Here is a 26,424-nt window from a genome sequence, read left to right on the forward strand (position 1 = left end):
TCCACGGGCACGCCCAGGCGATGATCAAGGAACCGTACGGCCGAACGCCCGACGACGCCACCCGCTCGCCGTCCCCCACGCGTCCGCGGCGCCGAGCCGACCCCGTCGAGCCGCCTCCGGGACGCAGTGACGAGGTGGCGAGGTGACGAGGTGACGAGGGTGCGATCGGCTCGGCGACGACGGCCGGTCCGCCGTACGCGGCGGCTGACGAGCGCGGCGCGTACGGCAGACGGAACTCGCTTGAGTGTCAGCCTCCGACGCCCGAGCCCTGGGCGGTGGTGACGACCGTGGCCGCGTCCTCCGGCAGGAGGTGTCCGGCGGTCACGGAGGCCCGCGCGGCCGCCCGCACCTTGGTCACGTACTCCTCGTGCGTCGGGTACAACCGGCTGAGCACCGGTTCCGCGCGGGGCGGGAAGGAGGGGTCGGACGGGTCGGCCGCGTCATGCCGGTCCCACGGGTCGGCGTCGCCGTTCCACGGGTCCCGGGCGCCGTAGAGGCCGCAGAAGACCCCACTGCCGCCGGTGTCCCGGGCGCCGGTGAGCGTACGCGTCGGCACCGCCACGTCGGGGAGCCGGATGCCGCCGACGGCCAGGCCGGTGGCGGGGTCGCGCAGGTCGGCGTCGAGCCGCGCGCCGCTCGCGGGCCGGGGGCCGCCCCGCGCCCAGCCGGCCAAGTAACGCAGCGCCGCGTTCATCGCGTAGTGGCCGGGGCCGTCGTTGTACGGGGCCGATCCGGCGGCGCAGTCGGGCTGCGGCGCGGCCGAGCCCGCGGACTTGATCACTGTCGGCTGCCCCAGGTCGTAGGCCCACTGGTCGCCATGGGCGGTGCCGGCGACTTCCCAGCGCACGACGCGATCGGTGTCGGGCTGACGTGCCGCGGACGCCCCCGGCACGTCGGTCTCCGTGAGCACGACGAACGTCGGCACGGACAGGTCGGTCCGGATCCGCGACGGGTACGGCATCAGCAGGATGTCGCCCAGGTCGCCGCTGATGGGTGCGGCGATCGCGCTGTTGCTGTGCACCATGAAGCCGTCGTAGACGCCGGAGACGGGCTGGACGGCGTTGGCGTACGTAGTCATGAGACCGGCCGACTGCGACTCGCCGTCCGCGAGCAGCGTCCTGATCGCGAGGCCGCCGAGCGGATCCGGCCCGTCCGGGGTGCGCAGCGCCTGCCCCGCCTGGCTGAAGATGTCGTAGGCGAAGGCGTCGCCGGGGTGCACCAGGCCGCCGTACCGGGCCGGATCCCAGCCCTTCAGTCCCTTGATCTCGCCGAGACCGCCGTTGACGCCGACCGACTGCGCCGAGACGCCGACCCAGGCGTATCCCTCGCGCAGCAGTTCGTCCCGCGCGAACCAGTAGTCCGGGGAGAGTTCGATCTGCCCACTGACGTTGAGCCACTCCACAACGACGGTGCCGTTGAACTTCGCCGCGTCGACGGGCCGGCGGACGAGAAGCCGGCTCTTGTACGCGGCACTGCCGGAGGCCCGCACGTTCCAGCGGCCGTCGGAGCCCCACAGCCCCGACTTCGCGTACGACGTGGCGGTGCCCTCGATGAAGTACTCGCTCTCGGTGTAGCCGAACGAGCCGAGGTTCTCCGCCGCGGCGAGGAAGGGGAAGCCGTGACTGCCGGCCTGCGGGACGCTGATGACGGGGTTCGCGGCCCCGGCCCGAGCGGGAGCGGCCTGGAGGGGCGCGGCCTGGGCGGGTGAGGTGCCGAGGAGCGTGGTGACGAGCACCGCTCCCAGGGCGGCGGCGGTGGTCCACCGCCGGGGTAACCGGACGGACATGCGCACGGGTTGCCTCCGTGAATACCGTGTCGAGTGGTCGGGGTGACGCAGTCTCGTGTGCCGGTGCCGGCCGCCCAACGGCAAATTCACCACTGTCACGCGGCGCCGGCCCCTGCCACCCGGTCGCCCGCGGCGCGGATGCGGTTCGGCGACGCGACCGCTCCCCCCTCCCCCGCCCCCTACCGCCGTCCGCAGCGGAGTCGCCCCTGATGGCCTGGGCGTGGCCGGCCGCCGGTGGTTCAGGCCCGGGCGTCCTCGACAGCGGCTCGGCGCACGGTACGGAGCGTCGAACGGAGGCTGTCCGGATCGGTCGAGCCCAGGGCCAGGCGGATCGCCTGCGGGGTGTGCGTCGTGGTGCTGAACGGCTCGGCCGTGGCCACCGAGATGCGCTGACGTGCGAGGGTGGCGGTCAGGCGGTCGGCGCGTGCGTCGTCGGGCAGCGGCAGCCAGGTGAAGTAGGACGCCGGATGACCGACCAGCGGAAGGCCTGCCAGCTCCTGCCGGGCGATGGCCTGACGGGCCTTGGCGTCCTCCCGCTTCCGCGCTTCCAGAAGGTCGACCGTCCCGTCCTCGATCCAGCGGCAGGCGATCGCGGCGGTGAGAGCCGGGGTGTTCCACGTCGTCGCCCGGATCGCCCGTTCGAGCGCCGGCATCACGGACGGCGGGGCGACCACGAAACCGACCCGCAGGCCGGTGGCGACACTCTTGGACAGTCCCGAGACGTGGACGGTGATGTCCGGCGCGCTCGCGGCCAGCGGCGGCGGCGGGTCCTCGACCAGGTAGGCGTAGGAGGCGTCTTCGACGATGAGCGGACCGTGCGCGCGGGCGATCCTCACCAGGCGGGTCCGGTCCGTCGCCGGCATGACCCAGCCGAGCGGGTTGTGCAAGGTGGGCATGGTGTAGATCGCGCGCACGGGGCGGGTCGCGCACAGTTCCTCCAGCGCGTCGAGATCGGGGCCGTCGGCGGTCGCGGGTACGGGCGCCAGGTCGAGACGGAAGGCGTGCGCGAGCACTTTGAAGCCCGGGTAGGTGAGCGCGTCGACCGCGACGACGTCACCGGCGCCGAGTGCGGCCATGACCGTGACGGCCAGGCCGTGCTGCGCGCCGTCGACGACGAGGATCCGCTCCGCGTCCGTGGTGATTCCTCGGCGCCTCAGGTGCCGGGCGATCGAGGCCCTGTCCTGGGCACGCCCGGCATGCGGCTGGTAGCGCAGCAACGCGTCCAGGTCGCCGGCGGTGGCCAGCTCCCGCAGGGACTGCCGGAGGAGATCGGCCTGCCCGGGCAGTGACGGACAGTTGAAGTTGAGGTCGACCGCGTCCGTGGCGACGGCCTGCTGGTCGATGCCGTGACCGGCGGGAACCGCGATGTCCCGCACGAACGTGCCGCGCCCCTGCTCGCGGCTCACCAGACCCATCGTCTCCAACTCGGCGTACACCCGGGTCGCGGTCACCACGGCGATGCCCTCGTGGGCGGCGAGCTCGCGGTGCGTCGGCAGCCGGGCGCCGGCGGCGAGCCGCCCGGTCCGGATGTCGGAGGCGAGCGCGTCGACCAGCTTCTTGTACCGCGGAGCCGCCATGCACCGATTGTATGCATGACAATTCTTTGACTGTCATGTGTGCGGCTTCCTACCGTCGGGGTTCGTCCACGCGGAGAGGACCGTCGCCGTGCATATCGCCATTCTCACCTTCGAGGGTTACAACGAGCTCGACTCGCTGATCGCGCTCGGTGTGCTCAACCGGGTCAGGACCGCCGACTGGCGCGTCACCCTCGCCACCCCCGGCCCCAGGGTGACGTCGATGAACGGAGTGGTCGTCGAGCAGATGTCCACGCTCGACGAGGCCTGCGCCGCTGACGCCGTCATCGTCGGCAGCGGCGTCGCCACCCGCGAGGTCGTCGAAGACCCGGCGATCATGGCCGTCCTGCGCCGTCTCGACCCCTCGCGCCGGCTGATCGCCGCACAGTGCTCCGGCGCCCTCGTACTGGCCAGGCTCGGCCTGCTCGACGGGATCCCCGCCTGCACCGACCTGTCCACCAAGCCCTGGGTCGTCGCCGCGGGCGTCGACGTACTCGACCAGCCGTTCTACGCCAAGGGCAACATCGCCACCGCCGGCGGCTGCCTGGCGTCCCCCTACCTCGCCGCCTGGATCATCGCCCGCCTCGAGGGGAACGCGGCCGCCGAAGGAGCGCTGCACTATGTCGCCCCCGTCGGCGAGAAGGAGGAGTACGTCGCGCGCGCCCGGCGCACCATCACCCCCTACCTGCACGCACCGGCACTGGCCTGAACGGCCGGTCGCGAGGCAGAGGCAGGCAGGCCGGGACGCGTTCGCGAACGCGCGTGCACGGGGCCAGCCGGGCAGGGGGCGGGAGTTCAGGCCGGTGCGGCGGTCCGGGAAGCGGCGCGCAGCGGCGCGAGCGCGGTGCTCCAGGCGACGACCTGGTCCAGCAGTGCGTCCAGCGCGGTCGCGCTGTGGTCGGTCGGCTCGAGGGTGGTGTAGTTCTCGAACTCGCTGGTGAGCGACAGCGTGACCTGTCGGCTGACGTCGGCCATCTGCAACGCGCCGCAGATCAGCCGCAGTTGTTCGGCCGCCCGGGCGCCGCCGACGACGCCGTACGAGACGAATCCCACCGCCTTGTCGTTCCATTCCGCATACAGGTGGTCGAGGGCGTTCTTGAGCACCCCGGAGGTGGAGCGGTTGTACTCGGGGGTGACCATGACGAACCCGGCGAACGGAGCGATCCTCGCCGCCCAGGCCTTCGTGTGCGCATGCTGATAGTGGCCGTGCATGGCCCCGTGCGGCTCGTCGAGGTGGGGAAGCGGGTGGTCACGCAGGTCGATCAGCTCGAACTCGGCGTCCGTGCGGCGTGAGGCGGTGTCATGGACCCAGGTGGCGACCTGTTCGCCGTTGCGTCCGGGGCGGGTGCTGCCGAGGATGATGCCGATCCTGATCATGTCCGAGTCTCCTGTGGTGTTCGTGGTGCGACGGGCAGGTCAGCGGGCATCCGCGTCGCGCGAGGGCACGGAGCCCGTCAGGGGGCTTTCGTCGAGGTACCGGATCTCGTAGACGCGTTCGGTGAACTTCCAGCCGTCCGAGGTGCGCTGGTAACGGTCGTGGTAGATCGCGTGGTTCGAGCCGGACCGGCCGTCGCGTCCGCGCCCGACCTCGGAGATGTACGCACGGCCGGACGCGGTGTCGCCGTCGAGCCGGATCAGGCCCGGATGCGTGTTCTGGACCAGGAAGTCCACGAACTCCGGCACCCGCCGGCCCCAGGCGCGGATCTGCTCCTGGCCGGTCATCTCGGCCGGGATGTCGGGCATCCGCCACACGCCGTCCGGGGTGAACAGCGACGCGACCCGGTCGTAGTCACGCATCATCACCGCGTCGGTGAACTCGCCGCGCAGCGCCTCGATCTCGACGCGGTCCGCGATCGCCCGAAAGTCGCCCATCGTGTCCTCCCTGTCGCATCCCACGAGGGATGCTGTGCCGGTGTCAGCGGTACGACGGCGCGGCTCCCCGGAATGTCAGGCGCGAGGTCACCTCACATTCCGGTGCGGTGTCCCGTCGGTCCGGTGCACGCAGATCCGACCGACACAGGGCAGGGTGAGGACCGTGACCACCGGAGACGATCAGAGTCCGAGCGCGATCATGAGCGAGCGCCGTCAGCTGATCAATCTCTCCTACCGGCTGCTGGGCTCCCTGGCCGAGGCCGAGGACGCCGTCCAGGAGACCTACGCCCGCTGGTACGCCATGTCCCGCCCGCAGCAGGACGCCATCAAGTCCCCGGGCGCCTGGCTGACGAAGGTCGCGGGCCGCGTCTGCCTGGACGTGCTCGGCTCGGCCCGGGCCCGCCGCGAGCGCTATGTGGGTGAATGGATCCCCGAGCCGCTGCCCGGACCCGCCCGGTGGGCCGCCGGGCCGGCGGGAAGCGCGACCGACCCGGCCGAGCGGGTGACCCTCGACGAGTCGGTCAGCATGGCCTTTCTCGTGGTGCTCGAAGCGATGACCCCGGCCGAACGCGTCGCGTTCATCCTGCACGACGTCTTCCGCTACTCCTTCGCCGAAGTCGCCGAGATCGTCGGCCGCACCCCCGCGGCCTGCCGTCAGCTGGCCTCCTCCGCCCGCCGCCGCATCCGCGACTCCCGGACGCCCGCGACTCCGGCGGCCCACCAGGCCGGCATCGTCAGAGACTTCGGACAGGCGTGGCAGGCCAAGGACATCCGTGCCCTGATCCGCCTCCTCGACCCCGACGCCACCGTGATCGCCGACGGCGGCGGCCGCACCCGGGCCTCGCTCCACCCCATCGAAGGCAGCGAGCGGATCGCGCACTACCTGACCGACCTCTTCGCCAGGGCGCCCGGCACCCTGACCGTCGTGGAGCGCGCGGTCAACGGTCGGCCCGGCCTGGTCGCTCAGCAGGAGGGCCGTACGGTGGCGGTGTACGCGTTCGACCTCGCGGGCGACCGGATCTCCCGCATCTGGGCAGTACTCAACCCCGAGAAGCTCCGCCTCTGGACGACGGCCTGACACGCCGTCTTCGGTGGCCCCATGTCCGGGCCCGCGCACCGAGGCCGGCCGCGCCCTCCGGGCCGGGGAGGACGCCCGACCCGAACGAGTCGTCACGGGGAGGAAACCGGTCGGTGTGGAGGGCGGAGGTCGGCGTGGAGGGCGGTCGGTATCAAGAGCGGTCGGCGTGGAGGCCGCCGACCATCGCCGACCTGCGCCGTCCCTCGTCCGGCGGACCGGGACGGCGCCGGTCGCCTCAGGTGTAGATGATCTGGCCGCCGGCCGCGCGCTCGTAGAACTCGCCGACCGTGATGATGCCCTGGACCTGTTCGACGAGGTCGTCCTTGCCGAGCGCGAAGAGGTCCGCCGATGCCTTGCAGGCGTAGATGCCCGTGCCGGTGTCGGAGATCATCTCGATGAACTCGGGGATCGGCGGGATGTCGAGCTTGTCCATCTTGCGTTCCATGTACCGGGTGACCAGGTCGGGCACCCCCGGTATGCCGCCCAGCAGAGTCGGCAGGTGCAGGCCCGGGTTGCCGACGGTGGCCAGCTTGATGTGCTCCCAGCGCTTCTTCGTGATGGCGTCCAGGCCGAAGAAGGTGAAGAACAGATCGGCCTCGATGCCTTCGGCGCGGGCGCCGTTGGCCATGATGAGGGCCGGGTAGATCCCTTCGAGGGATCCCTTGGAGACGATGATCGAGACCTTTTCGATCGTGGCGGTCACAGCCATGACGGCACGCTCCTCGATGGCGGGGATGTCAGATGCAGCCGCGCGGCTTGGGGATGCCGGCGATCTTGGCGGCGGTCTTCGCCGGGCCCTTGGGGAAGAGCTGGTACAGCTCCTTGACGCTGACACCGGACGTCTTGCCGAGGACCCGCACGGTGGGGCCCGTGCCCTTCTCCGCGTAGTGGAGGCGCATGAACCGGATGACCGTCCAGTGCCGGTCGGTCAGTGTCGCCACGCCGGACTCGCGGGCGATCTGCTCGGCCATGGATGCGGTCCACTGCGCGGGATCGGTGAAGAAGCCCTCGTCGTCGACAGGGACTGCTGTCTCGCCGTAGGTGGCGGTGGGCATGGCTTGTCCTCCTTCGTCGCAACGTTCAGGAGTGGACGTGATGCTTGCCGCGCCCGGGCATCGCCGAGCCGATGCCGGGCAGCTCCCGGCCGGGCAGGAGGCTGTGCCAGTACAGCCATTCGAAGGCGAGTTTGCCGAGGTGGTTGGCGTGCGACTCCTTGAGCAGCGGCAGGCCGAACTCGGCCGGGAAGTGGCCGGGCAGGGGCTCGGTGTCGTAGTTGAAGTCGATCAGCAGCGCCTTGTGGAAGCCGGTCTCGACGAAGCAGTTGGTATGTCCGTCGAAAACGGCGTCCAGGGGCTGCCCGGCCAGGAAGCGGCCGATGTTGCGGGTGAGCGCCTCCCCGGCGAAGTGCGCGACCGAACCGGCCTTCGACGCCGGCAGCCCGGCCGCGTCACCGATCGCGAACACCTCGGGGCGGTCGGGGTGTTGGAGGGTGTGCTGGTCGACGGGGATGAAGCCCAGCTCGTCGCCGAGCCCCGGGGAGCGGCCGACGTACGAGGCCCCGCCGTGCAGCGGCACGACCACTGCCAGGTCGAACGGCACTTCACGCTCGTCGTACGAGACCAGTCGGCCGCCTCGGCCGTCGACCTCTGCGAGCGTGAACTCGGTGACCAGCTCGATGTCCTTGCGCTCCAGCAGCCCGCTGAGCGCCTTCGCCGCGACCGGCTTGGTGAAGGCGCCGTCCAGCGGGGTCACGTAGATGAGTTCGACCCGGTCTCGGATGCCGAGCCGCCGGAAGTGCCAGTCGGCCAGGAAGACGAACTCCAGGGGTGCAACCGGGCATTTGACCGGCAGATCGGCCACGTTCACCACGACACGGCCTCGCTCGAAACGCTCGAGGGCATGGTGCAGTGCGACGGCTCCGGGCAGGTCGTAGAAGGTGAAGACCTTCTCGCGCCAGCCGGGGCCGGTCAGCCCCTCGGTCTCCTCGGGGAGGAGCGCGGCTCCGGTGGCGACGACGAGGACGTCGTAGGACAGTCGAATGCCGGCGCCCAGGTGCACGGTCCTCGCGTCCAGGTCGACCCGCTCGATCTTCGCCTGCTTGTAGTCGACGCCGGGGTGCAGTTGCCGCGGGCGGGAGCGGACGAGGTGGTGCGGCTGCGCCGTGCCGAAGGGGACGAACAGCAGGCCGGGCTGGTAGACGTGGTCGTCGTCCTGGTCGACGACGGTGATCCGGCATGCGCGCTCGTCGTGCACGCGGCGCAGCCGGTTGGCGGCCGACGTGCCCGCGGTGCCGCCTCCGAGTATCACGATGTGTGTGCCCATGTCCCCACTGTCGTAGGGGAGATGAGGTCCGGGCAGGGGCCACTGGTCCCGGGGCGGTACCCACCCGGGTATGTCTTTGGCTCAACTCCTCCGGATCACACACCGCACTGCTTGACGGGTATGCACCGAAAAAATACCCTCCAGAGTATATCTTCGAGGCCGCCGGTGCGAGGGCCGAACGGGCCCCGTCCCACCCCGACGGCCTCTCGATCAGCAGTGCGGTCAGCGATCGACTGGAACCTGGCAGAAGTCGACGCCGAAGAGGAAGGGGCCCGGCCATGACCGGCACCGCACCCCAGGTCACCACCACGAGCCCACCGCCGCAGATGGAGACGCACCGCCTCGAGGTCGCTCACGTCGACCGCGACATCTACACCGTGGACGTCCGCGGCCATCGTTTCCGGGTGGACCAGCCTCTCGAGGCCGGCGGCTCGGACCTCGCGCCGACTCCCACCGAGCTGTTCGCCGCCTCCCTGGCCACCTGCGTCGCCTTCTACGCGGGCCGATTCCTCCACCGCCACGGCCTGGATCAGACCGGGCTGAGAGTCCTCACGGAGTTCACCATGGCCGCCGACCGCCCGGCCCGTGTGGCCTCCGTGCGCGTCACGGTCGTCCCGCCACCCGGGCTGCCCGAGGAGCGCCGCGCGGCCCTGCTCGCCGTCGCCTCACACTGCACGGTCCACAACACCTTGCACCGGCCGCCCGACATCGACATCGCACTCGCGTCATGAGCACGCCGATCACGCCGGCCGTGGCACTGCTCGTGGAGCGCATCCGCCGCGGCCTCATCGGCGACGACGAAGTGCTGGAGGGCCCGTACGGGCCCCTTCGCCTCGTCTACGCCGACTACACCGCGTCCGGGCGTTCCCTGGATTTCATCGAGGACTTCGTGCGCGAGCACGTGCTTCCCCTCTACGGCAACACCCACACGGAGAGTTCGAGCACCGGGCGGCAGACGACCCGGCTGCGCGAGGACGCCCGGCGCATCGTCCACGACGCGGTCGGCGGCACGGACGACGACCTCGTCGTCTTCTGCGGCTCGGGAGCCACCGCGGCGGTGAACAAGCTGCTCGGCATCCTGGGGCTGCGGCGGCCCGACCCGCTCCCACCGGCACTGCGGCCGGTCGTCTTCGTCGGCCCGTACGAGCACCACTCGAACGAACTCCCCTGGCGGGAGTCGGCCGCCGACGTCGTGGTCATCGACGAGGACGCGGACGGTCACGTCGATCTCGGCGAACTGGAGGCGGGCCTGGTCCGGTACGCCGACCGGCCGCTGCGCATCGGCAGCTTCTCCGCCGCCTCGAACGTCACCGGCATTCTCACCGACACCGACCGCATCGCGCGCCTGCTGCACACGCACGGCGCCCTCTCCTTCTGGGACTACGCGGCCGCCGCCCCGTACGTCCCGATCCGGGTCGCGGAGAGCGCGCCCGGCGCCGGTGACCACAAGGACGCGGTCTTCCTGTCGCCGCACAAGTTCGTCGGCGGGCCCCAGACCCCGGGTGTTCTCGTCGTCCGCCGCGAGCTGGCCGGTCATCCGGTACCCACAGCGCCCGGCGGCGGCACCGTCGCGTTCGTCGGCCCGTTCGGCCATCGCTACCTCGACGACCCGGTCGCCCGGGAGGAGGGCGGCACCCCGGCGATCGTCGAATCCATTCGCGCCGGACTGGTCTTCGCCCTCAAACAGGCCGTCGGCACCGACACGATCCAGGCCGCCGAGGAGCGTCACTGGCGTGCGGCGCTCGCCCGGTGGGACACCAATCCGCACATCGAGATCCTCGGCAACCACCACGCCCGGCGTCTGTCCATCATCTCCTTCCGCATCCGCCACGGAGATCGCGCGTACCTTCACCACCACTACGTCGTCGCCCTGCTCAACGACCTGTTCGGGATCCAGGCCCGCGGAGGCTGCTCCTGCGCCGGACCGTACGGCCACCGGCTGCTCGCCATCGACGCGGCCACCTCCGACGCCCTGCTCGACGAGATCGTCCACGGCTGCGACGGCATCAAACCGGGCTGGACCCGCCTCAACTTCAACTACTTCATCAGCGACACCGTCCGTGACTACCTCATCGACGCCGTCGACCTGATCGCCACCTGGGGACATCGGCTCCTGCCCGACTACCGCTTCGACCCGCACGACGGACTGTGGCACCACCACACCGGCGCCGCCGACTCCCCGATGCGCCTGACGGACCTGCGGTTCAGCGCGACAGCAGGCGTCAGCGGCCGATCCGTCCCCCACCTCCGCGTGGGCGAGGACGCACTGCCCGGACAACTGGCCCGTGCCCGCGAGGTGTTCGCGTCTCATGCCGACCGGCTGGACGACGGCCCCACCTCGCTGCCCGCCGATTTCGAGCGCATGCGCTGGTTCCCGCTGCCCCCTGTCTGCCTGCCGCCGGGGGAGGCCCGGAGCGGTCGGTGACGGCACAGGACGATGCCGAGGCCGGCCTCCGGACGACCGTGGCGCGCCTCCCTCCGCCCCCCGGGGTGTTCCGGTCCGGCCGACACCGGGGCCGGGAACAAGACCGGTCCCGCACCGGTTGGAACACATACCCCACTGGGTATGCGAGAGGAGGCCGGTTCCCCATGCCGACCGTTGAACTGACCAAGGACAACATCCTGGAGACCGTGACCGGTTCGGAGATCGTGTTGATCGATTTCTGGGCCGCCTGGTGCGGCCCGTGCCGGATGTTCGGCCCCCTCTACGAGAAGGCGGCCGAGCGCCACCCCGACATCGTGTTCGGCAAGGTCGACACCGAGGCGCAGCCCGAACTGGCGAGGGCCTTCCAGATCACCGCCCTCCCCACGCTGATGGCCGTCCGCGACCGGACCATGCTCTTCTCCCAGCCCGGCGCGTTGCCGCCGCAGGCGCTGGAGGAGCTCATCGAGGGGATTCGAGCCGTGGTCGCGCAGGACGCCGCGGAGATGAAGGACACGAGTCGGCAGGCCCCGGACGCCGCGATGGCCGACTGACACCGAGGGCACCCGGGCACGACCACACGCGGCCTGGAGGCCGAGGGGTCAGCCGCAGCACGGAACGGCGGGCCCACCGCCACCCGGGCGCCGCCGGCGTCCGGAGAACGGCGTGCCGGGCCGGTCCTGGCCCGTGTGATTCTTTAAGGGTCGACGACGTCGTCCCGAATCGGGACGTACAGTACCCCTAGGGGTATGTTCATAGGAGTGATCGTGGAACTGGAACTCGCTGGTGCGGACCTCAAGGCCGTGCTGAATCGGCTGCGCCGCGCGCAGGGGCAGATCGCCGGCGTGATCCGGATGATCGAAGAGGGGCGCGACTGCGAGGACGTCGTCACGCAGCTCGCCGCCGCCTCCCGCGCCCTCGACCGGGCGGGGTTCGCGATCATCGCCACCGGCCTGCAGCAGTGCGTCGCCGACGTCGAGTCCGGGCGACAGAACGGCGAGGACACGGAGGCCATGCGCGCCCGGCTGGAGAAGCTCTTCCTGTCGCTGGCGTGAGGGCTCAGGCCGCCGCCCTCGCAGGGCGGCACGGGCCGACATGTGGACCAGCTGGTCCACCACCGGGCGCGCACGTCGCGGCCTTCGCTCCCGGTGGAGCACCCTCCCGGGACATGAGCGGCCGTGACACCCGATCCACCCACCCGAAAGCCATGCACAAGGAGCCGGGAAAGCCGCAGCAGCATCTGACGAAGGGCTGATCGTCCCGCGCCCCGCGAGCAGAGAAGAAGGACCGACGCCATGCGCTACGACCGCACAGTGCACCTCGACACCGACTTCGCCACCACGGTCACCCGGACCCGGGACGCCCTCGCGGAGCAGGGGTTCGGCATCCTCACCGAGATCGACGTCACCGCGACCCTCAAGGCCAAGCTCGACCACGACATGGAGGACTACGTCATCCTCGGCGCCTGCAATCCGCCTCTGGCGCAGCGCGCTCTGGAGACCGACCGCTCGATCGGCCTGCTCCTCCCGTGCAACGTGGTCGTCCGACGGGACGGCGACCGTACGGCCGTCCAGGCCCTCGACCCGAGCACCATGGTCGCCCTCAGCGAACGCGAAGCCCTGCGCCCCGTCGCCGAGGAGGCCGCCCGCCGCCTCGATGCCGCCCTGGCCTCGCTTGCGGCAGCCGACGCGGACGGCTGAGCTCCCGCCGGACGAGCGGAGACTCCGCTTTCCGACGCAGGCTCGGACCATCGCGCGAATCGACCGAGGAAGCTGACGCGCTCCTGGTCCCGCGCCGCATGGCACCGTCTGCGACCGAGCGCCTCCCGACACCGGTGAACAGCCCCGGGCGAGTCGGGCACGGGGCGCCGTCCACGCCGGTCGCCCCCTGCACAGGCACGACACCACCCCTGTGGGTGGTTCGGGGCGGCGACCCGCCCGGTCGAGAGCAGGATCGCGCGACCCGGGCGATCAGAGACTGCGGTCGCCCGACGACCCGTTCGTGATCTCACGCATGCCCGCGGCCGTGATCCGGCCCGGCGATTCTTCGGCGACCCGGCGCGGGACGGGGTGACGAACCCCGGGATGCCCTCCGGGAACCCAGGGTGCCCTTCAGGCGGCCGACGGCATGCGGAGCGACCGCCCGCCGACGCACGGCGACACGGCACCCCGCCCCGTGCACCGCTGGAGCCGACCAGGGTCGGCGCCGCGGCGACGCCCGCGCCCTCAGCGGCACATCGCCGGGCGACACCGGGACCGGCACGGGGGCCAACACCCGCAGGAATACCCCCAGGGGTATCAATGTTAGAGTTCGTATACCCCGGGGGGTACATTCGACGGGAAGGAAGCATCTCCGTGTTCTTCATCGACACCATCGAGCTCGAGGGCCTGGGAAACCGCAGCTACCTGGCCGGTGGCACGCGGACCGCCGTGGCGGTCGACCCGCCGCGCGATGTCGACCAGGTTCTGGCGGTCGCCGCGCGCCGCGGGGTGCGCATCTCGCACGTGGTGGAGACACATATCCACAACGACTACGTCACCGGCGGTCCGGAGCTGGCCCGGATCACGGGCGCCTCCTACCTGGTGCCGTCCGGGGCGCGGGTGTCGTTCGCACGCGTCCCGGTGTCCGACGGCGACACCGTCACCGTCGACGGCGAGCTGGAGCTTCGGGCGGTCGCCACGCCGGGCCACACCCCGCACCACACCTCCTACGTCCTGCTGGACCGGGGGCAGCCGGTGGCCGCCTTCACGGGCGGCTCCCTGCTCATCGGCACCGTGGGCCGTCCCGACCTCGTCGAGCCGCGCCTGACCGAGGATCTGGCCCGCGCTCAGCACGCCTCCGCGCGCCGCCTGGCGGCCGAACTGCCGGACGAGACGTCCGTGCTGCCCACACACGGCTTCGGCAGCTTCTGCTCCTCGGCGCAGGCCGAGGGCGACGCCACCACGATCGGCAAGGAGAAAGCGGTCAACGCCGCTCTGACGACCGACGTCGAGTCGTTCGTCGCCCAGCTCCTCGCGGACCTCGACGCCGTCCCCGCCTACTACGCGCACATGGGACCGGCCAACGCCGCCGGACCCGCGCCCGTGGACCTGACTCCCCCCGCCGTCGCGGACGCCGACGAGATCGCCGCGCGGCTCGCGGCCGGTGAGTGGGTCGTCGACCTCCGCAACCGGGTCGCGTTCGCGGAAGGCCACGTCGCCGGGTCGTTCAACTTCGAGGCGGACGGCAAGATCGCCACGTATCTGGCCTGGATGATCCCGTGGGGCAAGCCGGTGACGCTCCTGGCCGAGTCCGCGGAACAACTGGCCGCCGCACAGCGGGAACTGGTCCGGGTCGGCATCGACCGCCCCGCGGCCGCCGCCACCGGCACTCCGCGGGAGTGGACCGCCGAGGGCGCCACGCTCGCCTCCTTCCCCCGCTCGACGTTCGCCGGTCTGGCAGCCCGGCGGGCTTCGGACGGCATCGTCGTCCTGGACGTGCGGCGCGACTCCGAACGAGCCGCGGGACACATCGCGGGCTCGGTGCACATTCCGATCCACCAGTTGCACAAGAGGCTCGGCGAGGTGCCGGACGGCACCGTCTGGGTCCACTGCGCCGGCGGCATGCGCGCCGCCATCGCCGCCTCCCTGCTGGACGCGTCCGGCCGCGATGTCGTGGCGGTCGACGAGGGCTTCGACGCCGCCGAGGCAGCCGGACTGACCGTCACCACCGGCTGACCGCGGCGGACCGACCCGTACTCCGAGAACACTTCGAGAGGTTCTGTGATGTCACTTTTCCGTCGCCGCGCGCATCGCGTCAGCGTGGACGAGGCCCACGGGCGCACGCAGGGCGCCGACGCCCCGGCCGTCCTGCTGGACGTGCGCGAGCGGACCGAGTGGAACGTCGGACACGCGCCCGGCGCCGTCCTCGCGCCGCTGTCCCGCCTGGCCGCGGGAGGCGCCGTGCCGAGCGTGGCCCAGGCCATGCCGCTGGTGGTGATCTGCCGCAGCGGGCACCGCTCACAGCAGGCCGCCGAACTGCTGGCCCAGCGCGGCCACGACGTCGTCGACGTCAAGGGCGGCATGCAGGCGTGGGCCGCCGCCGGGCTTCCCGTCGTCGATGAACGCGGGAACGACGGCTCGATAGCATGACGGCTCTGATCCTCGCGCTCGTGGCCGGCGGCGTCATCGGACTGGCGCTCGGCGGACTCGGCGGCGGCGGCAGCGTCCTCGCCGTCCCCGCCCTGATCTACCTGGTCCACTTCACCCCGGCGCAGGCCACGACGGCCGGCCTGGTCATCGTCAGTCTCACGTCCGTCACAGCGCTGGTCGGGCACGCCCGGGACGGCAACGTCGTCTGGCGCACGGGGCTGCTCTTCGCGGCGGCGGGGATCGTGCCCGCGGTCATCGCCGGAGCCGCCGCGGGCCGTCTGCCCGACGCCCTGCTCACCGTCGCCTTCGCCGCCGTCGCGGCACTCGCCGCGGTACGGATGCTCCGCCCCGCGAATACCGGGCTCCCCGGCCCGGTCGACCCCCGGAAGGCCGGGGCAGCCGGCGCCGGACTCGGCACGGTGACCGGATTCCTGGGCGTGGGCGGCGGCTTCCTCGCGGTACCCGCCCTGGTCGGCGTGCTCGGACTGCCCATGCGCCGGGCGGTCGGCACGAGCCTCCTCGTCATCACGATCAACTCGATGGCAGCCCTCACCGCGCGGGCCGGCTCCGGTGCGCATCTGGACTGGGCCGTCGTCGCACCGTTCACCGCGGCAGCCGTCCTCGGCGCCTGGGACGGCAAACGTCTAGCGCAACGGCTCAAGGGCCGGACCCTTCAGCGGGTCTTCGCCTACGCGCTCCTCGCGGTCGCCGCCCTCATGCTGGTCGACGCGCTCTTCTGACCCGCCCGGGCCACGGACTCCGGCCGACCCGAAGATCCGCGGCCTCGCCCGGTGCGCTCCCCCTCGGCACCGGTCGACACGACTCCCCACCCGGTGACCGAATTCCACGGCCACCACGTCCTCACCCAACCCGTCAGCGCGAGAACACCTCGTCACGGGACACCTCGACACACAGGAATGACACCGACCATGACCACCTCCCCCACCACGCTCGACCCTCACCAGGCCCGCGCCCGTCTGCACGAACTCACCGTCATCGACGTCCGCACCCCCGGCGAGTACGCCGGCGGCCACCTCCCCGGCGCCCTGAACATCCCCCTCGATCAGCTCGACCGGGCGCTGCCCGACCTCCGCACCGCCGCCCAGCATGGTGAGGTCCTCGTCGTCTGCGCCTCCGGCGCCCGTTCCGAGAACGCCTGCCGGATGCTCGCGGAGAACGGCATCCACACCGCCACCCTCGCGGGAGGTACCGGCGAATGGGCCGCCCGGGGCCACGATCTGCAGCGCCCCGAGGGCGGCCGGAAGGCGAACTGGGCAATGGAGCGCCAGGTCCGCCTCACCGCCGGCTCCGTCGTCGTGCTCGGCCTGGCCCTGGGCGAGTTCCTCCACCCGGCCTTCAGGCTCCTGTCCGCAGGCCTCGCCGGCGGCCTGGTCTATTCCGCCGTGACCAACAGCTGCGGCATGGCCGCCCTGCTGGCCAGGCTTCCCCACAACCGCCCCCGCAAGGCCGACCTCGACGCGACCCTGACCCGCCTGCGCAACGTCGGCTGACGCACGCGGGCGTGCACGAAGGCGGGCCTCGCCCACCCACATGGCCTTCATCACAATTTACGCACTTCTGGGCATAGGGGCGCTTATAAGTAGGTTTACCGAAAGTTGCGCCCCTTCGGCGACCAACACAGTGACGTACAGACCAGCGACAGGGAGAGGCGCTTGATCACGCTCAACGGACGACGCACCCGACTGGCGGCCACAGCCGGAGTGCTCGGCTGCACACTCGCAGTCACGGCACTCGGCGGCTCGGGCATCGCGGCTGCCAGCGGCAACGATGCGGGCGCCCACCCGACAGCGCAGGCGACCGAGGCCGGCACCCAGGACGCTTCCGACGCCCGAATAAGGATCACGCCGGGGGAAGGCACTCACAACGTCGCGATCGACAGCCCGGTCAGGGTGACGGTCAGTGACGGCAAGCTCACCAAGGTGACCATGACCGCCGTCGCGACGGGTGACGAGGTCCAGGGCACCCTGTCCGCGGACGGCGCCTCCTGGAAGCCGGACGGCCGACTGGAGCGTGCCACCAGGTATCAGATCGCCGCAGAGGCCGAGGACGCCAAGGGCCGCTCCGCCACCGGTAACGCCACGATCACCACCGTCTCCCCCGCCAACGACTTCATCGGGCATCTCTCCCCCGCGGACGGCTCGACCGTCGGCGTGGGCATGCCGGTGTCGGTCAACTTCAACTCGGCGATCAGTGACAAGGCCACCGTGGAGTCGGAGATCCAGGTCAGCTCCAGCGGCGGCCAGCGGGTCGTCGGTCACTGGCTCAACGACCACCGCCTGGACTTCCGCCCCGAGAAGTACTGGAAGTCCGGCTCCACCGTCACCGTCACGCTCAGCCGCGACGGCGTCCAGAAGACGGTCACGTTCAAGATCGGCCGTAGCCAGATCAGCACCGTGGACGCGAAGACGAAGCAGATGACGGTCGTCCGGGACGGCAAGACGATCAAGACCATCCCGATCTCGTCAGGCAGCACCGAGCACCCGACGTACAACGGTCAGATGGTGATCTCCGAGAAGTTCAAGAAGCTCCACATGAACGGTGCGAGCGTCGGCCTCACGGAGAAGGACGGCAAGCCCTCGTACGACATCAAGGCCGTACCGCACGCCATGCGTCTGACCGACTCGGGCACGTTCATCCACGGCAACTACTGGGGCACCGACTCGGTCTTCGGCAAGGTCAACACCAGCCACGGCTGCGTGGGGCTGAAGGATGTCAGGGGCGGCGGCGACGACACCCAGCCGGCCGCGTGGTTCTTCGACCAGTCGATGATCGGTGACGTCGTGATCGTCAAGAACTCCGCGGACAAGACCGAGTTGGCCTCGGACAACGGCCTCAGCGATTGGAACATGCCGTGGAGCGCGTGGGTCGCGGGCGGCCCGACCTCCTGACGCGCGCCCTCCCCACCGGCCGAACCGCCAAGTCGACGGCACGCCTCTTCCGACAGGCAGCGGCGTCGCCGTGACGGTCGCCGGGTGCGGCGTCGGGACAGCGGCCGGTCCGGGCGGCGGACACGGGCAGCTCGTCCTGCTGCTGTCGCTCCGCGTCGGCTGAACACGATCTCGGCAACCCGCTGACCGCCCCACCACAGAGGGCAGGATCCGGACTCCCGTCGATCGGCGTTTCGGCTCCCAGGAGGCGCAACCTTCCCTATCGTGGGCGAGATGGAAGGGTTGGGGGAAGGCATGCGCATCCGGATCGAGACGACTGCCGACGAGGGGCAGGAGGTCCTGTCCGACCTGCACAAGTGGCTGCGGCTGGACGCCGATGTACGACGGCAGGCCACGATGGAAATGGTGCCGTGCGGCAAGCCCGGCGGCACCATGGGGACGGTCGAGGTCATCGACATGTTCCTCAGCCAAGGGTTCTCGGCGCTGAACCTGGCAATGTCCTATGCAGCCTGGCGCGCCGCGCGTCCGGCCGCGCTACCGATCACGATCACCGTCACGGCCACAGGCCGGCCCCTCACAGTCGATGACGCGTCCCAGGAGACGATCCGGCGCATCGTGGAGGCACTCCGGGCCGCGTCCGCGGGCGACCAAGCAGAGCGACAGGCGGAGGCCGGTGACGAAGCGGGCACCAGCCCGTGAAGCGACTGCCCGACCCGGCGAGATCCCGTGCCGTGATCGTGGGGGTGGACAGGTACGACACGCTGCCTGACCTGCCGTCGGTGGGGAACAATGTCAACCGCCTGGCGAAGGTTCTGGGCGACCCCGAGCTGTGGGGACTGCGGCGTCCCGATCAGTGCACTGTTCTGCTGAACCCGCCTTCCCCGGACGCAGTCCTGGACGCCGTGCACGATGCCGCAGCCGAGGCGGAAGACGCCCTGGTGGTCTACTTCGCGGGGCACGGACTGGTCTCCCCGAACGGTGAGCTCTATCTGGCCCTGTCGAATGCACACGCTCAGCGCCTCTACCGTGCCGTGGCCTATGAAGACCTGCGCCTGCAGTTGGTCGACACCTGTACGGCCACGAGCAAGGTGGTGATATTGGACTGCTGCTACAGCGGCCGGGCGCTCGTCGGACACATGGGCACAGCGATCGACGTGGCCAACCACGCCATGGTCGAGGGTACTTACCTGATGACCGCCTCGGCTGAGACGAAACTCGCCTGGGCACCCGAAGGAGAGACGTACACCGCCTTCACCGGCGAGCTTCTGAAAGCGCTGGAGTTCGGAATCCCTGGCGCTTCGGATCCGCTGGAGATGGAAACGCTGTTCTGGCACGTACGCCAGGAATTGGAGGCGAAGTCCCGACCGGTCCCGCAGCAGCGCGCACGCAATGCCGGTCACGCCATCGCCCTCGTACGCAACCGTGCGGTGGCCGCACTGTCAGTACCAACGGCCGCGCCTGCATCCTCGGTGGCCCCGCACGTTCCGCTCCCAGAACGCCACGCCGCGACTTCCTCACCGGGTGGCGTCATGGACGCAGGCCTCGTGACGGCGAATACCGACGGAGGACCACGCCCTCGGCAGGCCGATTCCGGACCGCTCGTCATCGACCTGCTGCACGGGAAATCGCGAGGCCGAACTGCGGGGGAACATGCAGGCTCGGCGCAATCGACGGCGGGCGAAGACTCCACGCCGATGCGTTGGAAGCCGGCACCCGGGACATGGAAGCGCTGGAGCTGGCTGACCGCGCTGGCTCTGCTGGCCGTCGCCCCTTTCGGAATCAGGTATTTCGAGGATGACGCCCAGAAGGGCGGCGCCGATCCGTCGCACGGACGCTCGACCCATTCGACTGCGACGCCCACATCGACACCGGTGACGACGCCAACCGCGTCATCGGCAACCGGCTACGTGCGTGCCCAGGGGCCGAACTTCAGCACCGAAGTGCCGACGAGTTGGCAGCCACACGACAAGAACGCCTCCGGGCAGTACCGGTACACGCACGGCTCCTACACGCTCACCGTCGTCCCCGGCCGTGACGCTGCTGCGGCCACGACGATGAGTCCTGTCGCCTACCAGCGCGAGGACGAACCGGAGCTGCAGATCTATCGGGAGGCGAACTGGGCCACGTCTAGCGGGATCCGCGCGGTCAAGGTGGGTCAACAGACCTCTGCTGTGGGGGAGTTCACGTGGTCCACGCAGGAAGGGAAGTCCGTGTACGCGAAGAACACGGTGGTGCTCGTCGAGGGGCGCTACCACGTACTGCTGACGACGGGGCCCGAAGAGGAGCGTGCGACGGTCGCCCGCGTGCACGATCATGCGGTCGACGCGTACAGGTCGAAGGCAGACTGAGATCGCACGCGGTCTCGGGCGAAAGCGGGCGGCTCATCTCAGGCCGCCCGACAGGCAGGTCGCGGAGGCCGCGGCCCGCTTCGGTCTCGGCCGCCCCTCGAGGAAAGCCCGGCCGTCCCGTCACACCGTACCGAGACGTGGTTCGACCGCTGAGGAGACGGCCCTGATGAACGGATCGGCACGGACTTCCTGGACGAGGCGGGGCGGGGCCGCGTGCCACCGCAGGTTCATCGCCCGTGTCCGCCGACAGAATTCCTCCCTCCGGGGCGACTGAGGAACTGGAGTGGCTGACGCGAGCCCTGCACGCCGAAGACGGGTGCTGGCAGGCTGGACCGCACGCGGGTTCAGGTGTGTCACCGGGCAGGGCCCCGACGACGGCTCGGCACGGCCGATTCTCGGGGCCGGAGCCGCCGTCGGCTCGACTGCCGTTCGGCCAAGGGCTGTTCAGGGCGTCGTCGGAGGGGCGGTCTCGGGGCGGGTGTCGAGGGAGCAGGTGTTCGGCAGGGTCGCGGGGTCCGCGTCCGCGGGCATCGGGACGGTGCGGGAGGCAGGCGGGCGGTGTCCCGTCGTGAGCCAGTTCTCCAGGGCGGTGAAGGCCGTGCGGTGGCAGGGTGCGAGCGGGCGCAGGCGGTCGGGGTAGAGGTCGAAGAGGGCGTCCGTGTGCGTGCCGCCCGCCATGCGGTAGTAGCGGTGCAGTGCGCCACGGCCGGCCTGGCGCACCATGCGGGCGTAGACGTCGGAGTCCTGTGCGATCGGCAGCAGGACGTCCAGGGTGCCGTGGAGGGTGATCAGAGGTTTTCCGATCCGGCCGGTCAGAGCGATCTTCTGCACGGCCCTCGCGACCTCGCGGGGGCGGGCGGCGTAGTCGTAGTCGGCGTCGCAGGCCGGTGTGCCGGGCGCGCAGTAGGGCGTGCCCGCCTCGGTCGGGCCGTCGAAGCCGGGGTCCAGCTCCTCGCGGTAGATGCGCTGGGTCAGGTCCCAGTAGACCTTGTGGTGGTACGGCCAGAGGAACTCGGATCCGGCCGGGAAGCCCGCGGTGTGCAGGGATTCACGTGCCGCGTCGGCTTCCGCTCCCCCGGCGGCGTACACCGGGTAGGCGCGGAGTGCCGCGGGCAGGAAGTCGAGCACGGTGGGGCCGTCGGAGCGCCACAGGGTGCCCTCCCAGTCCACTCCCCCGTCGTAGAGCTCCGGGTGGTTCTCCAGCTGCCAGCGCACCAGGTAGCCGCCGTTGGACATGCCGGTCACGAGCGTGCGGGACGGCGGCCGGTGGTAATGACGGACGAGCGCGGCCCGGGTGGCACGGGTGAGTTGGGTGAGCCGGTCGTTCCATTCGGCGATGGCGTCGCCCGGGTGCTTCCCGTCCCGGTAGAAGGCGAGGCCGCTGTTGCCCTTGTCGGTGGCGGCGTAGGCGTAGCCCCGGGACAGCACCTCATCGGCGATGGCCCGGTCGTTGGCGTACTGCTCCCGGTTGCCCGGGGTGCCGGCGACCACCAGGCCGCCGTTCCACCGGTCGGGCAGGCGGATCACGAACTGGGCGTCGTGGTTCCAGCCGTGGTTGGTGTTGGTGGTGGAGGTATCGGGGAAGTACCCGTCGACCTGGACGCCGGGCACCCCGCTGGGGACGGAGAGGTCCTTGGAGGTCAGGCCCGCCCAGTCGGCCGGATCGGTGTGGCCGGTGGCCGCCGTCCCCGTCGTGGTCAGGTCGTCCAGGCAGGCGGCCTCCTGGTGTTCGGCCCCTGGCACGCGTACCCGGGACAGCTGCGAGCAGTGGCCGTCATACGAGCTCGCCGGTGTCGCCGTGGCGGGCACGGGGGTGAGCGTGAGGGCGGCCAGGGCGAGGGCCGCGGGGCCACACAGCCGCCACGGGCGTGGCAAGGGACGGGGGGAGAGACGCATGGGTGGGCCTCCGTGATGGCGTACGGGGATGCCCGGGAGGCTATGGCGCGGCTTCACCGTGAGATATGGGGCTGCCACCCACCGTCCAGGGCGTCGGCATGGCGGCGAACACCACCCGGCGAACGGTGGATCGGCTTCGCTCCCGGGATGTTCCGGCCCGGAGGCTCTCGTCCTACCCGACCTGCCGTGGCCGGGCCATGTCCCGCCGTCACACGGGTTCGCGCCACTCATGGCTGTCCCACCCATGCCGACGCCGGCGCGCGAGCACCGATGATGCGTGCCACGCCGTTTCACCGGGCCTGTCCGCGCCGGTGGGCGAAGCGTCCCCACACATCAGGAGGCAGTCGTCATGGGTCAGTCGCATCCTGCGTTCCGCTTCTCCCGGAGCCTCGTCAGAGGCATGCGCCGCTGGGTCACCGCCGCCGCGGGAGCCGTGGCGCTGACCGGCGCTCTGCTCGCAGCCAGCCCTCCCGCGTCCGCCGCGGGCCTGACCCAGGTCACCGGATTCGGCACCAACCCCGGCAACCTGTCGATGTTCACCTACGCGCCCGCCGCACTGCCGTCCGGCGCCCCGCTGGTCGTCGCCCTGCACGGCTGCACGCAGAGCGCGAACGACTACTACGCGCACTCCGGCTGGCCCGAGTTCGCCGACGCCTACGGCTTCGCGCTGGTCTTCCCCCAGACGAGCAGCGCCAACAACGCCAACTCCTGCTTCAACTGGTTCGAGCCGGGTGACAGCGGACGCGGTCAGGGCGAGGCGCTGTCGATCAAGCAGATGGTGGACAGAGCCGTCTCGCTGTACGGCGGTGACACCCGTCGGGTCTACATCACCGGCCTGTCCGCGGGCGGCGCCATGACCGCGAACCTGCTGGCCGCCTACCCCGACGTCTTCGCGGGCGGGTCCATCGCCTCCGGACTGCCCGCGCGCTGCGCGACCACCGTGTCCACCGCTTACACCTGCATGTACAGCCCGCCGGACAAGAGCCCTGCCCAGTGGGGGGATCTGGTGCGTGCCGCCGCTCCGGCCGGCACGGTCTCCTGGCCGCGGGTGGCGATCTGGCAGGGCACCGCCGACACCACGGTGCAGCCCGCCAACGCCACGGAGTTGCGTGATCAGTGGACGAACGTGTGGGGCATCGGCCGGACACCCTCCCGTACGCAGAGCCTCGGCGGGAGCACCACGCTGAGCGTGTACGACGACGGCCTCGGCCGTCCCGCGGTCGAAGTCTACTCCGTCGCCGGAATGGCCCACGGGCTGGCTGTCGACCCGGGCAGCGGCGCCGAACAGTGCGGCAGCACGGGCGCCTACTACCTCGACACCATCTGCTCCAGCTATCACACCGCCCGCTTCTTCGGGCTGGACGGTGACGAGGACACCGGCACGCTGCCCGCGCCCACCGCGCTCACGGTCACGGGGACCACCGACACCAGCGTCTCCCTCGGCTGGGAAGCGGTCGACGGAGCGACCTCGTACACGGTCCTCCGCGGTGGCGCGGCGGTGGGCAGCACCTCGTCGACCTCCTACACCGACACCGGCCTGAGCACGGGCACGACGTACCGCTACACAGTCGCGGCCGTGGACCGGACAGGCGCGGCGGGCAGCGCCTCCCCTGCCGTGGAGGCGACGACGACCGGGTTCACGCCCACCTGCCACACGGCCGACAACTACCGCCACACGGTCGCCGGACGCGCCTACCAGAGCAGCGGCTACACCTACGCCGAGGGTTCCGGTCAGGCCATGGGGTTGTGGAACACGTTCACGGTCCACACCCTCAAGCAGACGGCGCCCGGCCACTACGTCGTCGACGACGCGGGCTGTTCGGCCTGAGGCCGCTCACGCGCGGCCGGCGTCCTCGGGTACACCGCGTACTCCCGGACGCCGGCGGCGCAGCCGGCGTCCTCAGCGCCTCGGCGTGCGCACCCGTCACCCTCCCGACGGCGGACGGCGACGGGACGCTCCTCCGGCGCCCTGTCCTCGCCCGGCCGGGGCGGCCCCCAGGGCGTCGCGAGCGTCGGCGACCGCAGCCACGAGGACCAGGCGTCCGACCGGGCCGTCGGGCTGGTCCCTCGATCAGTCCAGGGTGAGGACGATGCGATCGCGCACCCCTCCGCTCTCCAGCAGGCGGTGCGCCTCGGCGGCGTCCCGCATGGGCATGATCCTGCGTCCCTTGAGGCGCAACCGTCCCTCGGCCAGCAGTGACAAGCCCTCGTCCAGGGCGCCGGGAGCGCGATCCGCCGTGGGCACCGAGAGCGCGACACCGTGATCCGCCGCCCTCGGGTCGGACAGGGTGACGACGCGCTCGGGTCCTCCGGCGAGGACGACCGCGTCGGCGAGTCCGCCCTTGCCGGCCGCGTCGAAGACGGCGTCCACGGGGCCCCAGGCGCGGACGGCCTCGACGAGCCCTTCGCCGTACCGCACCGGCACCGCCCCGAGTTCCGCGGCCACGCCCTCGTCCCGCTCCCCGACGGCACTGATCACGTGGACACCCCGGACCACCGCGAGCTGGGTGGCGATCAGGCCGACCGAGCCACCACCGCCCAGGAGCAGCAGTGTCTCTCCCGGCCGGACTCGCAGCCGGCGGAGCACTCCGGCTGCGGCCTCCATGGAACTGGTGAGGGCCGCCGCGTCCGTCCAGGAGACCGCGCTCGGCTTGCGCGCCCAGATCGACGCCACGGCGTACTCGGCGTAGCCGCCGCGGTCGAGCAGCAGGACCGCCACCTCCTCTCCCAGGTCGATCCCCGACACGCCGGGTCCCAGGGCGTCCACCACGCCCGCGGCCTCGTATCCGAGGACAGGGGTGTCGGGCAGGGGGAACGACAGACGTCCGGCGCGGATCGCCAGGTCCGTCGGACCCACGCCCGCGCCCGGACCCGGATGCGTATCTGGGCGTCCCCGGGCTCGGGCATCGCCACCGCAGTCCACTTCAGCACGTCCGGCGGCCCGTATCCGGTCATCACCACGGCGTTCGGCATGGTTCCGACACCTCTCTCCCACACGGCCATTTTGGTTGACACATCATATAACTTTCGCCCTCCAAGCGGTGCTCGCGCGCACCGTGGCCCCGACGCCACACCCGCGGGATGGCGCGCGCCGCTCAGCGACAGCACCCCTTCAGGCCCTTTTCGCAGGCACGCGCGCAGCCGCCGCACCATGCACCCGCTCAGCGCCCGTCACTGCTCCCGCGGGAGCGGTGTCGGCCCACTAGTTGACGTGTCATCTTTCTGGAGTTACGTTGATTGAACATTGAACGGAGCGGTGGTCCCCGGGCCACCCGATCAAGGAGCACACCATGGGACAGCTGGACGGCAAGACGGTCGTCGTCACCGGCGGCACCAGCGGCATCGGCCTGGCCTCGGCCCGCCGCTTCCGCGAGGAAGGCGCCCGCGTCTACATCACCGGCCGCCGCAAGGACACCCTCGACCAGGCCATCGCGGAGATCGGCGGCGACGTCATCGGCGTCCAGGCCGACAGCGCCAGCCTCGCCGACCTCGACCGCCTCTACACGACCGTCGCCGACCACGGAGACCGCATCGACGTCCTCTTCGCCAACGCCGGCGGCGGCGAATTCGCCACCCTCGAGCAGGTCACCGAAGAGCACTTCGACGCCACCTTCGGCACCAACGTCAAGGGCGTCCTCTTCACCGTCCAGAAGGCTCTCCCCCTTCTCAACGACGGCGCCTCCGTCCTCCTCACCGGCTCCACCGCCGCCGGCGTGGGCAACGAGGCCTTCGGCGTCTACGGCGCTTCGAAGGCCGCCATCCGCTCGTTCGCCCGCACCTGGGCCAATGAGCTCCGCACCCGCAACATCCGCGTCAACGCCGTCGCGCCCGGCCCCATCACCACCCCGGGCCTCAACGGACTCGCCCCCGACGAGGAGCAGGCCGCACAGCTGCGCGACTCTCTCGCCGCCGGCGTCCCCCTCGGCCGCATGGGCCGGCCCGAGGAAGTCGCCTCGCTCGCCCTCTTCCTCGCCACCGACCAGTCCAGCTTCATCACCGGCACCGAGATGTTCGTCGACGGCGGCGCCAACCAGGTCTGACCCGCACCGACACCCCCACCCCGCGGGACACCGAACGGAAGGAACCT

25 protein-coding genes are annotated in these 26,424 nt (G+C 71.1%); 16 read left to right on the forward strand and 9 right to left on the reverse strand.

Annotated features, from left to right (window positions below):
- Nucleotides 1-247: 247 nt before the first annotated feature.
- Both J2X68_RS25455 and J2X68_RS25460 read right to left on the reverse strand, forming a co-directional pair.
- Nucleotides 248-1,786, reverse strand: coding sequence for an alpha/beta hydrolase domain-containing protein (locus J2X68_RS25455; protein ID WP_310434898.1), 1,539 nt, complete (start codon nucleotides 1,784-1,786; stop codon nucleotides 248-250).
- Between the two features lie 239 nt (nucleotides 1,787-2,025).
- The gene (locus J2X68_RS25460) at nucleotides 2,026-3,363 is read right to left on the reverse strand and encodes a PLP-dependent aminotransferase family protein (protein ID WP_310434899.1); all 1,338 of its coding nucleotides are present in this window, start codon (nucleotides 3,361-3,363) and stop codon (nucleotides 2,026-2,028) included.
- Between the two features lie 88 nt (nucleotides 3,364-3,451).
- On the opposite strand from J2X68_RS25460, the gene J2X68_RS25465 reads away from it, so the two are divergent.
- A complete protein-coding gene (locus tag J2X68_RS25465; RefSeq protein ID WP_310434900.1) occupies nucleotides 3,452-4,069 on the forward strand; it encodes a DJ-1/PfpI family protein in 618 nt (205 codons plus the stop codon).
- Nucleotides 4,070-4,155: 86 nt separating this feature from the next.
- Here J2X68_RS25465 and J2X68_RS25470 read toward each other — a convergent pair whose 3' ends face one another.
- Together J2X68_RS25470 and J2X68_RS25475 are read right to left on the reverse strand one after the other, a co-directional pair.
- Nucleotides 4,156-4,737, reverse strand: coding sequence for an NAD(P)H-dependent oxidoreductase (locus J2X68_RS25470; RefSeq protein WP_310434901.1), 582 nt, complete (start codon nucleotides 4,735-4,737; stop codon nucleotides 4,156-4,158).
- Nucleotides 4,738-4,776: 39 nt separating this feature from the next.
- Nucleotides 4,777-5,232, reverse strand: coding sequence for a nuclear transport factor 2 family protein (locus tag J2X68_RS25475; RefSeq protein ID WP_310434902.1), 456 nt, complete (start codon nucleotides 5,230-5,232; stop codon nucleotides 4,777-4,779).
- A 199-nt stretch (nucleotides 5,233-5,431) separates the two neighbouring features.
- Between J2X68_RS25475 and sigJ the strand changes: the two genes are divergently transcribed.
- Entirely contained in the window at nucleotides 5,432-6,310 is an 879-nt protein-coding gene (gene sigJ, locus J2X68_RS25480; protein WP_310434985.1) for an RNA polymerase sigma factor SigJ, read from the forward strand.
- A 235-nt stretch (nucleotides 6,311-6,545) separates the two neighbouring features.
- On the opposite strand, the gene J2X68_RS25485 is transcribed toward sigJ, so the two are convergent.
- Genes J2X68_RS25485 through J2X68_RS25495 form a run of 3 tightly spaced genes read right to left on the reverse strand, consistent with a single transcriptional unit; the run spans nucleotide 6,546 to nucleotide 8,632 of the window.
- Complete coding sequence (locus J2X68_RS25485; protein ID WP_310434903.1) at nucleotides 6,546-7,019, reverse strand: DsrE/DsrF/DrsH-like family protein; 474 nt, start codon at nucleotides 7,017-7,019, stop codon at nucleotides 6,546-6,548.
- 28 nt (nucleotides 7,020-7,047) lie between these two features.
- Nucleotides 7,048-7,365 carry a TusE/DsrC/DsvC family sulfur relay protein gene (locus J2X68_RS25490; protein WP_310434904.1) on the reverse strand — a complete coding sequence of 106 codons (318 nt, stop codon included), beginning with the start codon at nucleotides 7,363-7,365 and terminating at the stop codon, nucleotides 7,048-7,050.
- Between the two features lie 25 nt (nucleotides 7,366-7,390).
- Nucleotides 7,391-8,632: an FAD/NAD(P)-binding oxidoreductase gene (locus J2X68_RS25495; protein ID WP_310434905.1), complete on the reverse strand. Its 1,242-nt coding sequence runs from the start codon at nucleotides 8,630-8,632 to the stop codon at nucleotides 7,391-7,393.
- Nucleotides 8,633-8,910: 278 nt separating this feature from the next.
- Between J2X68_RS25495 and J2X68_RS25500 the strand changes: the two genes are divergently transcribed.
- The 12 genes from J2X68_RS25500 to J2X68_RS25555 all read left to right on the forward strand — a co-directional run bounded on the left by J2X68_RS25500 (nucleotide 8,911) and on the right by J2X68_RS25555 (nucleotide 20,441).
- Nucleotides 8,911-9,363, forward strand: a complete 453-nt coding sequence (locus J2X68_RS25500; RefSeq protein ID WP_310434906.1) for an OsmC family protein — start codon at nucleotides 8,911-8,913, stop codon at nucleotides 9,361-9,363.
- Nucleotides 9,360-11,057, forward strand: a complete 1,698-nt coding sequence (locus J2X68_RS25505) for an aminotransferase class V-fold PLP-dependent enzyme (RefSeq protein WP_310434907.1) — start codon at nucleotides 9,360-9,362, stop codon at nucleotides 11,055-11,057. Before J2X68_RS25500 ends, J2X68_RS25505 begins: the two co-directional genes overlap by 4 nt.
- A 164-nt stretch (nucleotides 11,058-11,221) precedes the next feature.
- Nucleotides 11,222-11,608 carry a thioredoxin family protein gene (locus J2X68_RS25510; protein WP_310434908.1) on the forward strand — a complete coding sequence of 129 codons (387 nt, stop codon included), beginning with the start codon at nucleotides 11,222-11,224 and terminating at the stop codon, nucleotides 11,606-11,608.
- A gap of 213 nt (nucleotides 11,609-11,821) precedes the next feature.
- Nucleotides 11,822-12,109, forward strand: a complete 288-nt coding sequence (locus J2X68_RS25515) for a metal-sensitive transcriptional regulator (protein ID WP_310434986.1) — start codon at nucleotides 11,822-11,824, stop codon at nucleotides 12,107-12,109.
- A gap of 240 nt (nucleotides 12,110-12,349) precedes the next feature.
- Entirely contained in the window at nucleotides 12,350-12,754 is a 405-nt protein-coding gene (locus J2X68_RS25520) for a DUF302 domain-containing protein (protein WP_310434909.1), read from the forward strand.
- A 654-nt stretch (nucleotides 12,755-13,408) separates the two neighbouring features.
- Complete coding sequence (locus J2X68_RS25525; RefSeq protein WP_310434910.1) at nucleotides 13,409-14,770, forward strand: MBL fold metallo-hydrolase; 1,362 nt, start codon at nucleotides 13,409-13,411, stop codon at nucleotides 14,768-14,770.
- A gap of 48 nt (nucleotides 14,771-14,818) precedes the next feature.
- On the forward strand, nucleotides 14,819-15,184 hold the full coding sequence (locus tag J2X68_RS25530; protein WP_310434911.1) for a rhodanese-like domain-containing protein: 366 nt from the start codon (nucleotides 14,819-14,821) through the stop codon (nucleotides 15,182-15,184).
- A complete protein-coding gene (locus tag J2X68_RS25535; RefSeq protein WP_310434912.1) occupies nucleotides 15,181-15,924 on the forward strand; it encodes a sulfite exporter TauE/SafE family protein in 744 nt (247 codons plus the stop codon). Before J2X68_RS25530 ends, J2X68_RS25535 begins: the two co-directional genes overlap by 4 nt.
- Before the next feature lie 189 nt (nucleotides 15,925-16,113).
- On the forward strand, nucleotides 16,114-16,695 hold the full coding sequence (locus J2X68_RS25540) for a rhodanese-like domain-containing protein (protein ID WP_310434913.1): 582 nt from the start codon (nucleotides 16,114-16,116) through the stop codon (nucleotides 16,693-16,695).
- 162 nt (nucleotides 16,696-16,857) lie between these two features.
- A complete protein-coding gene (locus tag J2X68_RS25545) occupies nucleotides 16,858-18,093 on the forward strand; it encodes an Ig-like domain-containing protein (RefSeq protein WP_310434914.1) in 1,236 nt (411 codons plus the stop codon).
- A 273-nt stretch (nucleotides 18,094-18,366) separates the two neighbouring features.
- Nucleotides 18,367-18,792, forward strand: coding sequence for an effector-associated constant component EACC1 (locus J2X68_RS25550; protein ID WP_310434987.1), 426 nt, complete (start codon nucleotides 18,367-18,369; stop codon nucleotides 18,790-18,792).
- Entirely contained in the window at nucleotides 18,789-20,441 is a 1,653-nt protein-coding gene (locus J2X68_RS25555; RefSeq protein WP_310434915.1) for a caspase, EACC1-associated type, read from the forward strand. Before J2X68_RS25550 ends, J2X68_RS25555 begins: the two co-directional genes overlap by 4 nt.
- A gap of 444 nt (nucleotides 20,442-20,885) precedes the next feature.
- On the opposite strand, the gene J2X68_RS25560 is transcribed toward J2X68_RS25555, so the two are convergent.
- Entirely contained in the window at nucleotides 20,886-22,337 is a 1,452-nt protein-coding gene (locus J2X68_RS25560) for a tannase/feruloyl esterase family alpha/beta hydrolase (RefSeq protein ID WP_310434916.1), read from the reverse strand.
- Between the two features lie 400 nt (nucleotides 22,338-22,737).
- Here J2X68_RS25560 and J2X68_RS25565 point away from each other — a divergent pair, with 400 nt between their 5' ends.
- Entirely contained in the window at nucleotides 22,738-24,165 is a 1,428-nt protein-coding gene (locus tag J2X68_RS25565) for a PHB depolymerase family esterase (protein WP_310434988.1), read from the forward strand.
- 243 nt (nucleotides 24,166-24,408) lie between these two features.
- Here the strand turns inward: J2X68_RS25565 and J2X68_RS25570 are convergent, their stop codons facing one another.
- Nucleotides 24,409-25,194 carry a zinc-binding dehydrogenase gene (locus J2X68_RS25570; protein WP_310434917.1) on the reverse strand — a complete coding sequence of 262 codons (786 nt, stop codon included), beginning with the start codon at nucleotides 25,192-25,194 and terminating at the stop codon, nucleotides 24,409-24,411.
- A 433-nt stretch (nucleotides 25,195-25,627) separates the two neighbouring features.
- Between J2X68_RS25570 and J2X68_RS25575 the strand changes: the two genes are divergently transcribed.
- Nucleotides 25,628-26,377, forward strand: a complete 750-nt coding sequence (locus tag J2X68_RS25575) for an SDR family oxidoreductase (RefSeq protein ID WP_310434918.1) — start codon at nucleotides 25,628-25,630, stop codon at nucleotides 26,375-26,377.
- The last annotated feature ends 47 nt before the right edge of the window (nucleotides 26,378-26,424 follow it).

Origin of the sequence: Streptomyces sp. 3330 (assembly GCF_031456635.1) — a bacterium.
GTDB lineage: Bacteria > Actinomycetota > Actinomycetes > Streptomycetales > Streptomycetaceae > Streptomyces.

Bases quoted from the DNA above. Each gene is read 5' to 3' on its own strand.
- J2X68_RS25455 (WP_310434898.1), bottom strand. From the start codon at position 1,786: ATGTCCGTCCGGTTACCCCGGCGGTGGACCACCGCCGCCGCCCTGGGA.
- J2X68_RS25460 (WP_310434899.1), bottom strand. From the start codon at position 3,363: ATGGCGGCTCCGCGGTACAAGAAGCTGGTCGACGCGCTCGCCTCCGAC.
- J2X68_RS25470 (WP_310434901.1), bottom strand. From the start codon at position 4,737: ATGATCAGGATCGGCATCATCCTCGGCAGCACCCGCCCCGGACGCAAC.
- J2X68_RS25475 (WP_310434902.1), bottom strand. From the start codon at position 5,232: ATGGGCGACTTTCGGGCGATCGCGGACCGCGTCGAGATCGAGGCGCTG.
- sigJ (WP_310434985.1), top strand. From the start codon at position 5,432: ATGAGCGAGCGCCGTCAGCTGATCAATCTCTCCTACCGGCTGCTGGGC.
- J2X68_RS25485 (WP_310434903.1), bottom strand. From the start codon at position 7,019: ATGGCTGTGACCGCCACGATCGAAAAGGTCTCGATCATCGTCTCCAAG.
- J2X68_RS25490 (WP_310434904.1), bottom strand. From the start codon at position 7,365: ATGCCCACCGCCACCTACGGCGAGACAGCAGTCCCTGTCGACGACGAG.
- J2X68_RS25495 (WP_310434905.1), bottom strand. From the start codon at position 8,632: ATGGGCACACACATCGTGATACTCGGAGGCGGCACCGCGGGCACGTCG.
- J2X68_RS25500 (WP_310434906.1), top strand. From the start codon at position 8,911: ATGACCGGCACCGCACCCCAGGTCACCACCACGAGCCCACCGCCGCAG.
- J2X68_RS25505 (WP_310434907.1), top strand. From the start codon at position 9,360: ATGAGCACGCCGATCACGCCGGCCGTGGCACTGCTCGTGGAGCGCATC.
- J2X68_RS25510 (WP_310434908.1), top strand. From the start codon at position 11,222: ATGCCGACCGTTGAACTGACCAAGGACAACATCCTGGAGACCGTGACC.
- J2X68_RS25520 (WP_310434909.1), top strand. From the start codon at position 12,350: ATGCGCTACGACCGCACAGTGCACCTCGACACCGACTTCGCCACCACG.
- J2X68_RS25530 (WP_310434911.1), top strand. From the start codon at position 14,819: ATGTCACTTTTCCGTCGCCGCGCGCATCGCGTCAGCGTGGACGAGGCC.
- J2X68_RS25535 (WP_310434912.1), top strand. From the start codon at position 15,181: ATGACGGCTCTGATCCTCGCGCTCGTGGCCGGCGGCGTCATCGGACTG.
- J2X68_RS25540 (WP_310434913.1), top strand. From the start codon at position 16,114: ATGACCACCTCCCCCACCACGCTCGACCCTCACCAGGCCCGCGCCCGT.
- J2X68_RS25550 (WP_310434987.1), top strand. From the start codon at position 18,367: ATGGAAGGGTTGGGGGAAGGCATGCGCATCCGGATCGAGACGACTGCC.
- J2X68_RS25560 (WP_310434916.1), bottom strand. From the start codon at position 22,337: ATGCGTCTCTCCCCCCGTCCCTTGCCACGCCCGTGGCGGCTGTGTGGC.
- J2X68_RS25565 (WP_310434988.1), top strand. From the start codon at position 22,738: ATGCGCCGCTGGGTCACCGCCGCCGCGGGAGCCGTGGCGCTGACCGGC.
- J2X68_RS25575 (WP_310434918.1), top strand. From the start codon at position 25,628: ATGGGACAGCTGGACGGCAAGACGGTCGTCGTCACCGGCGGCACCAGC.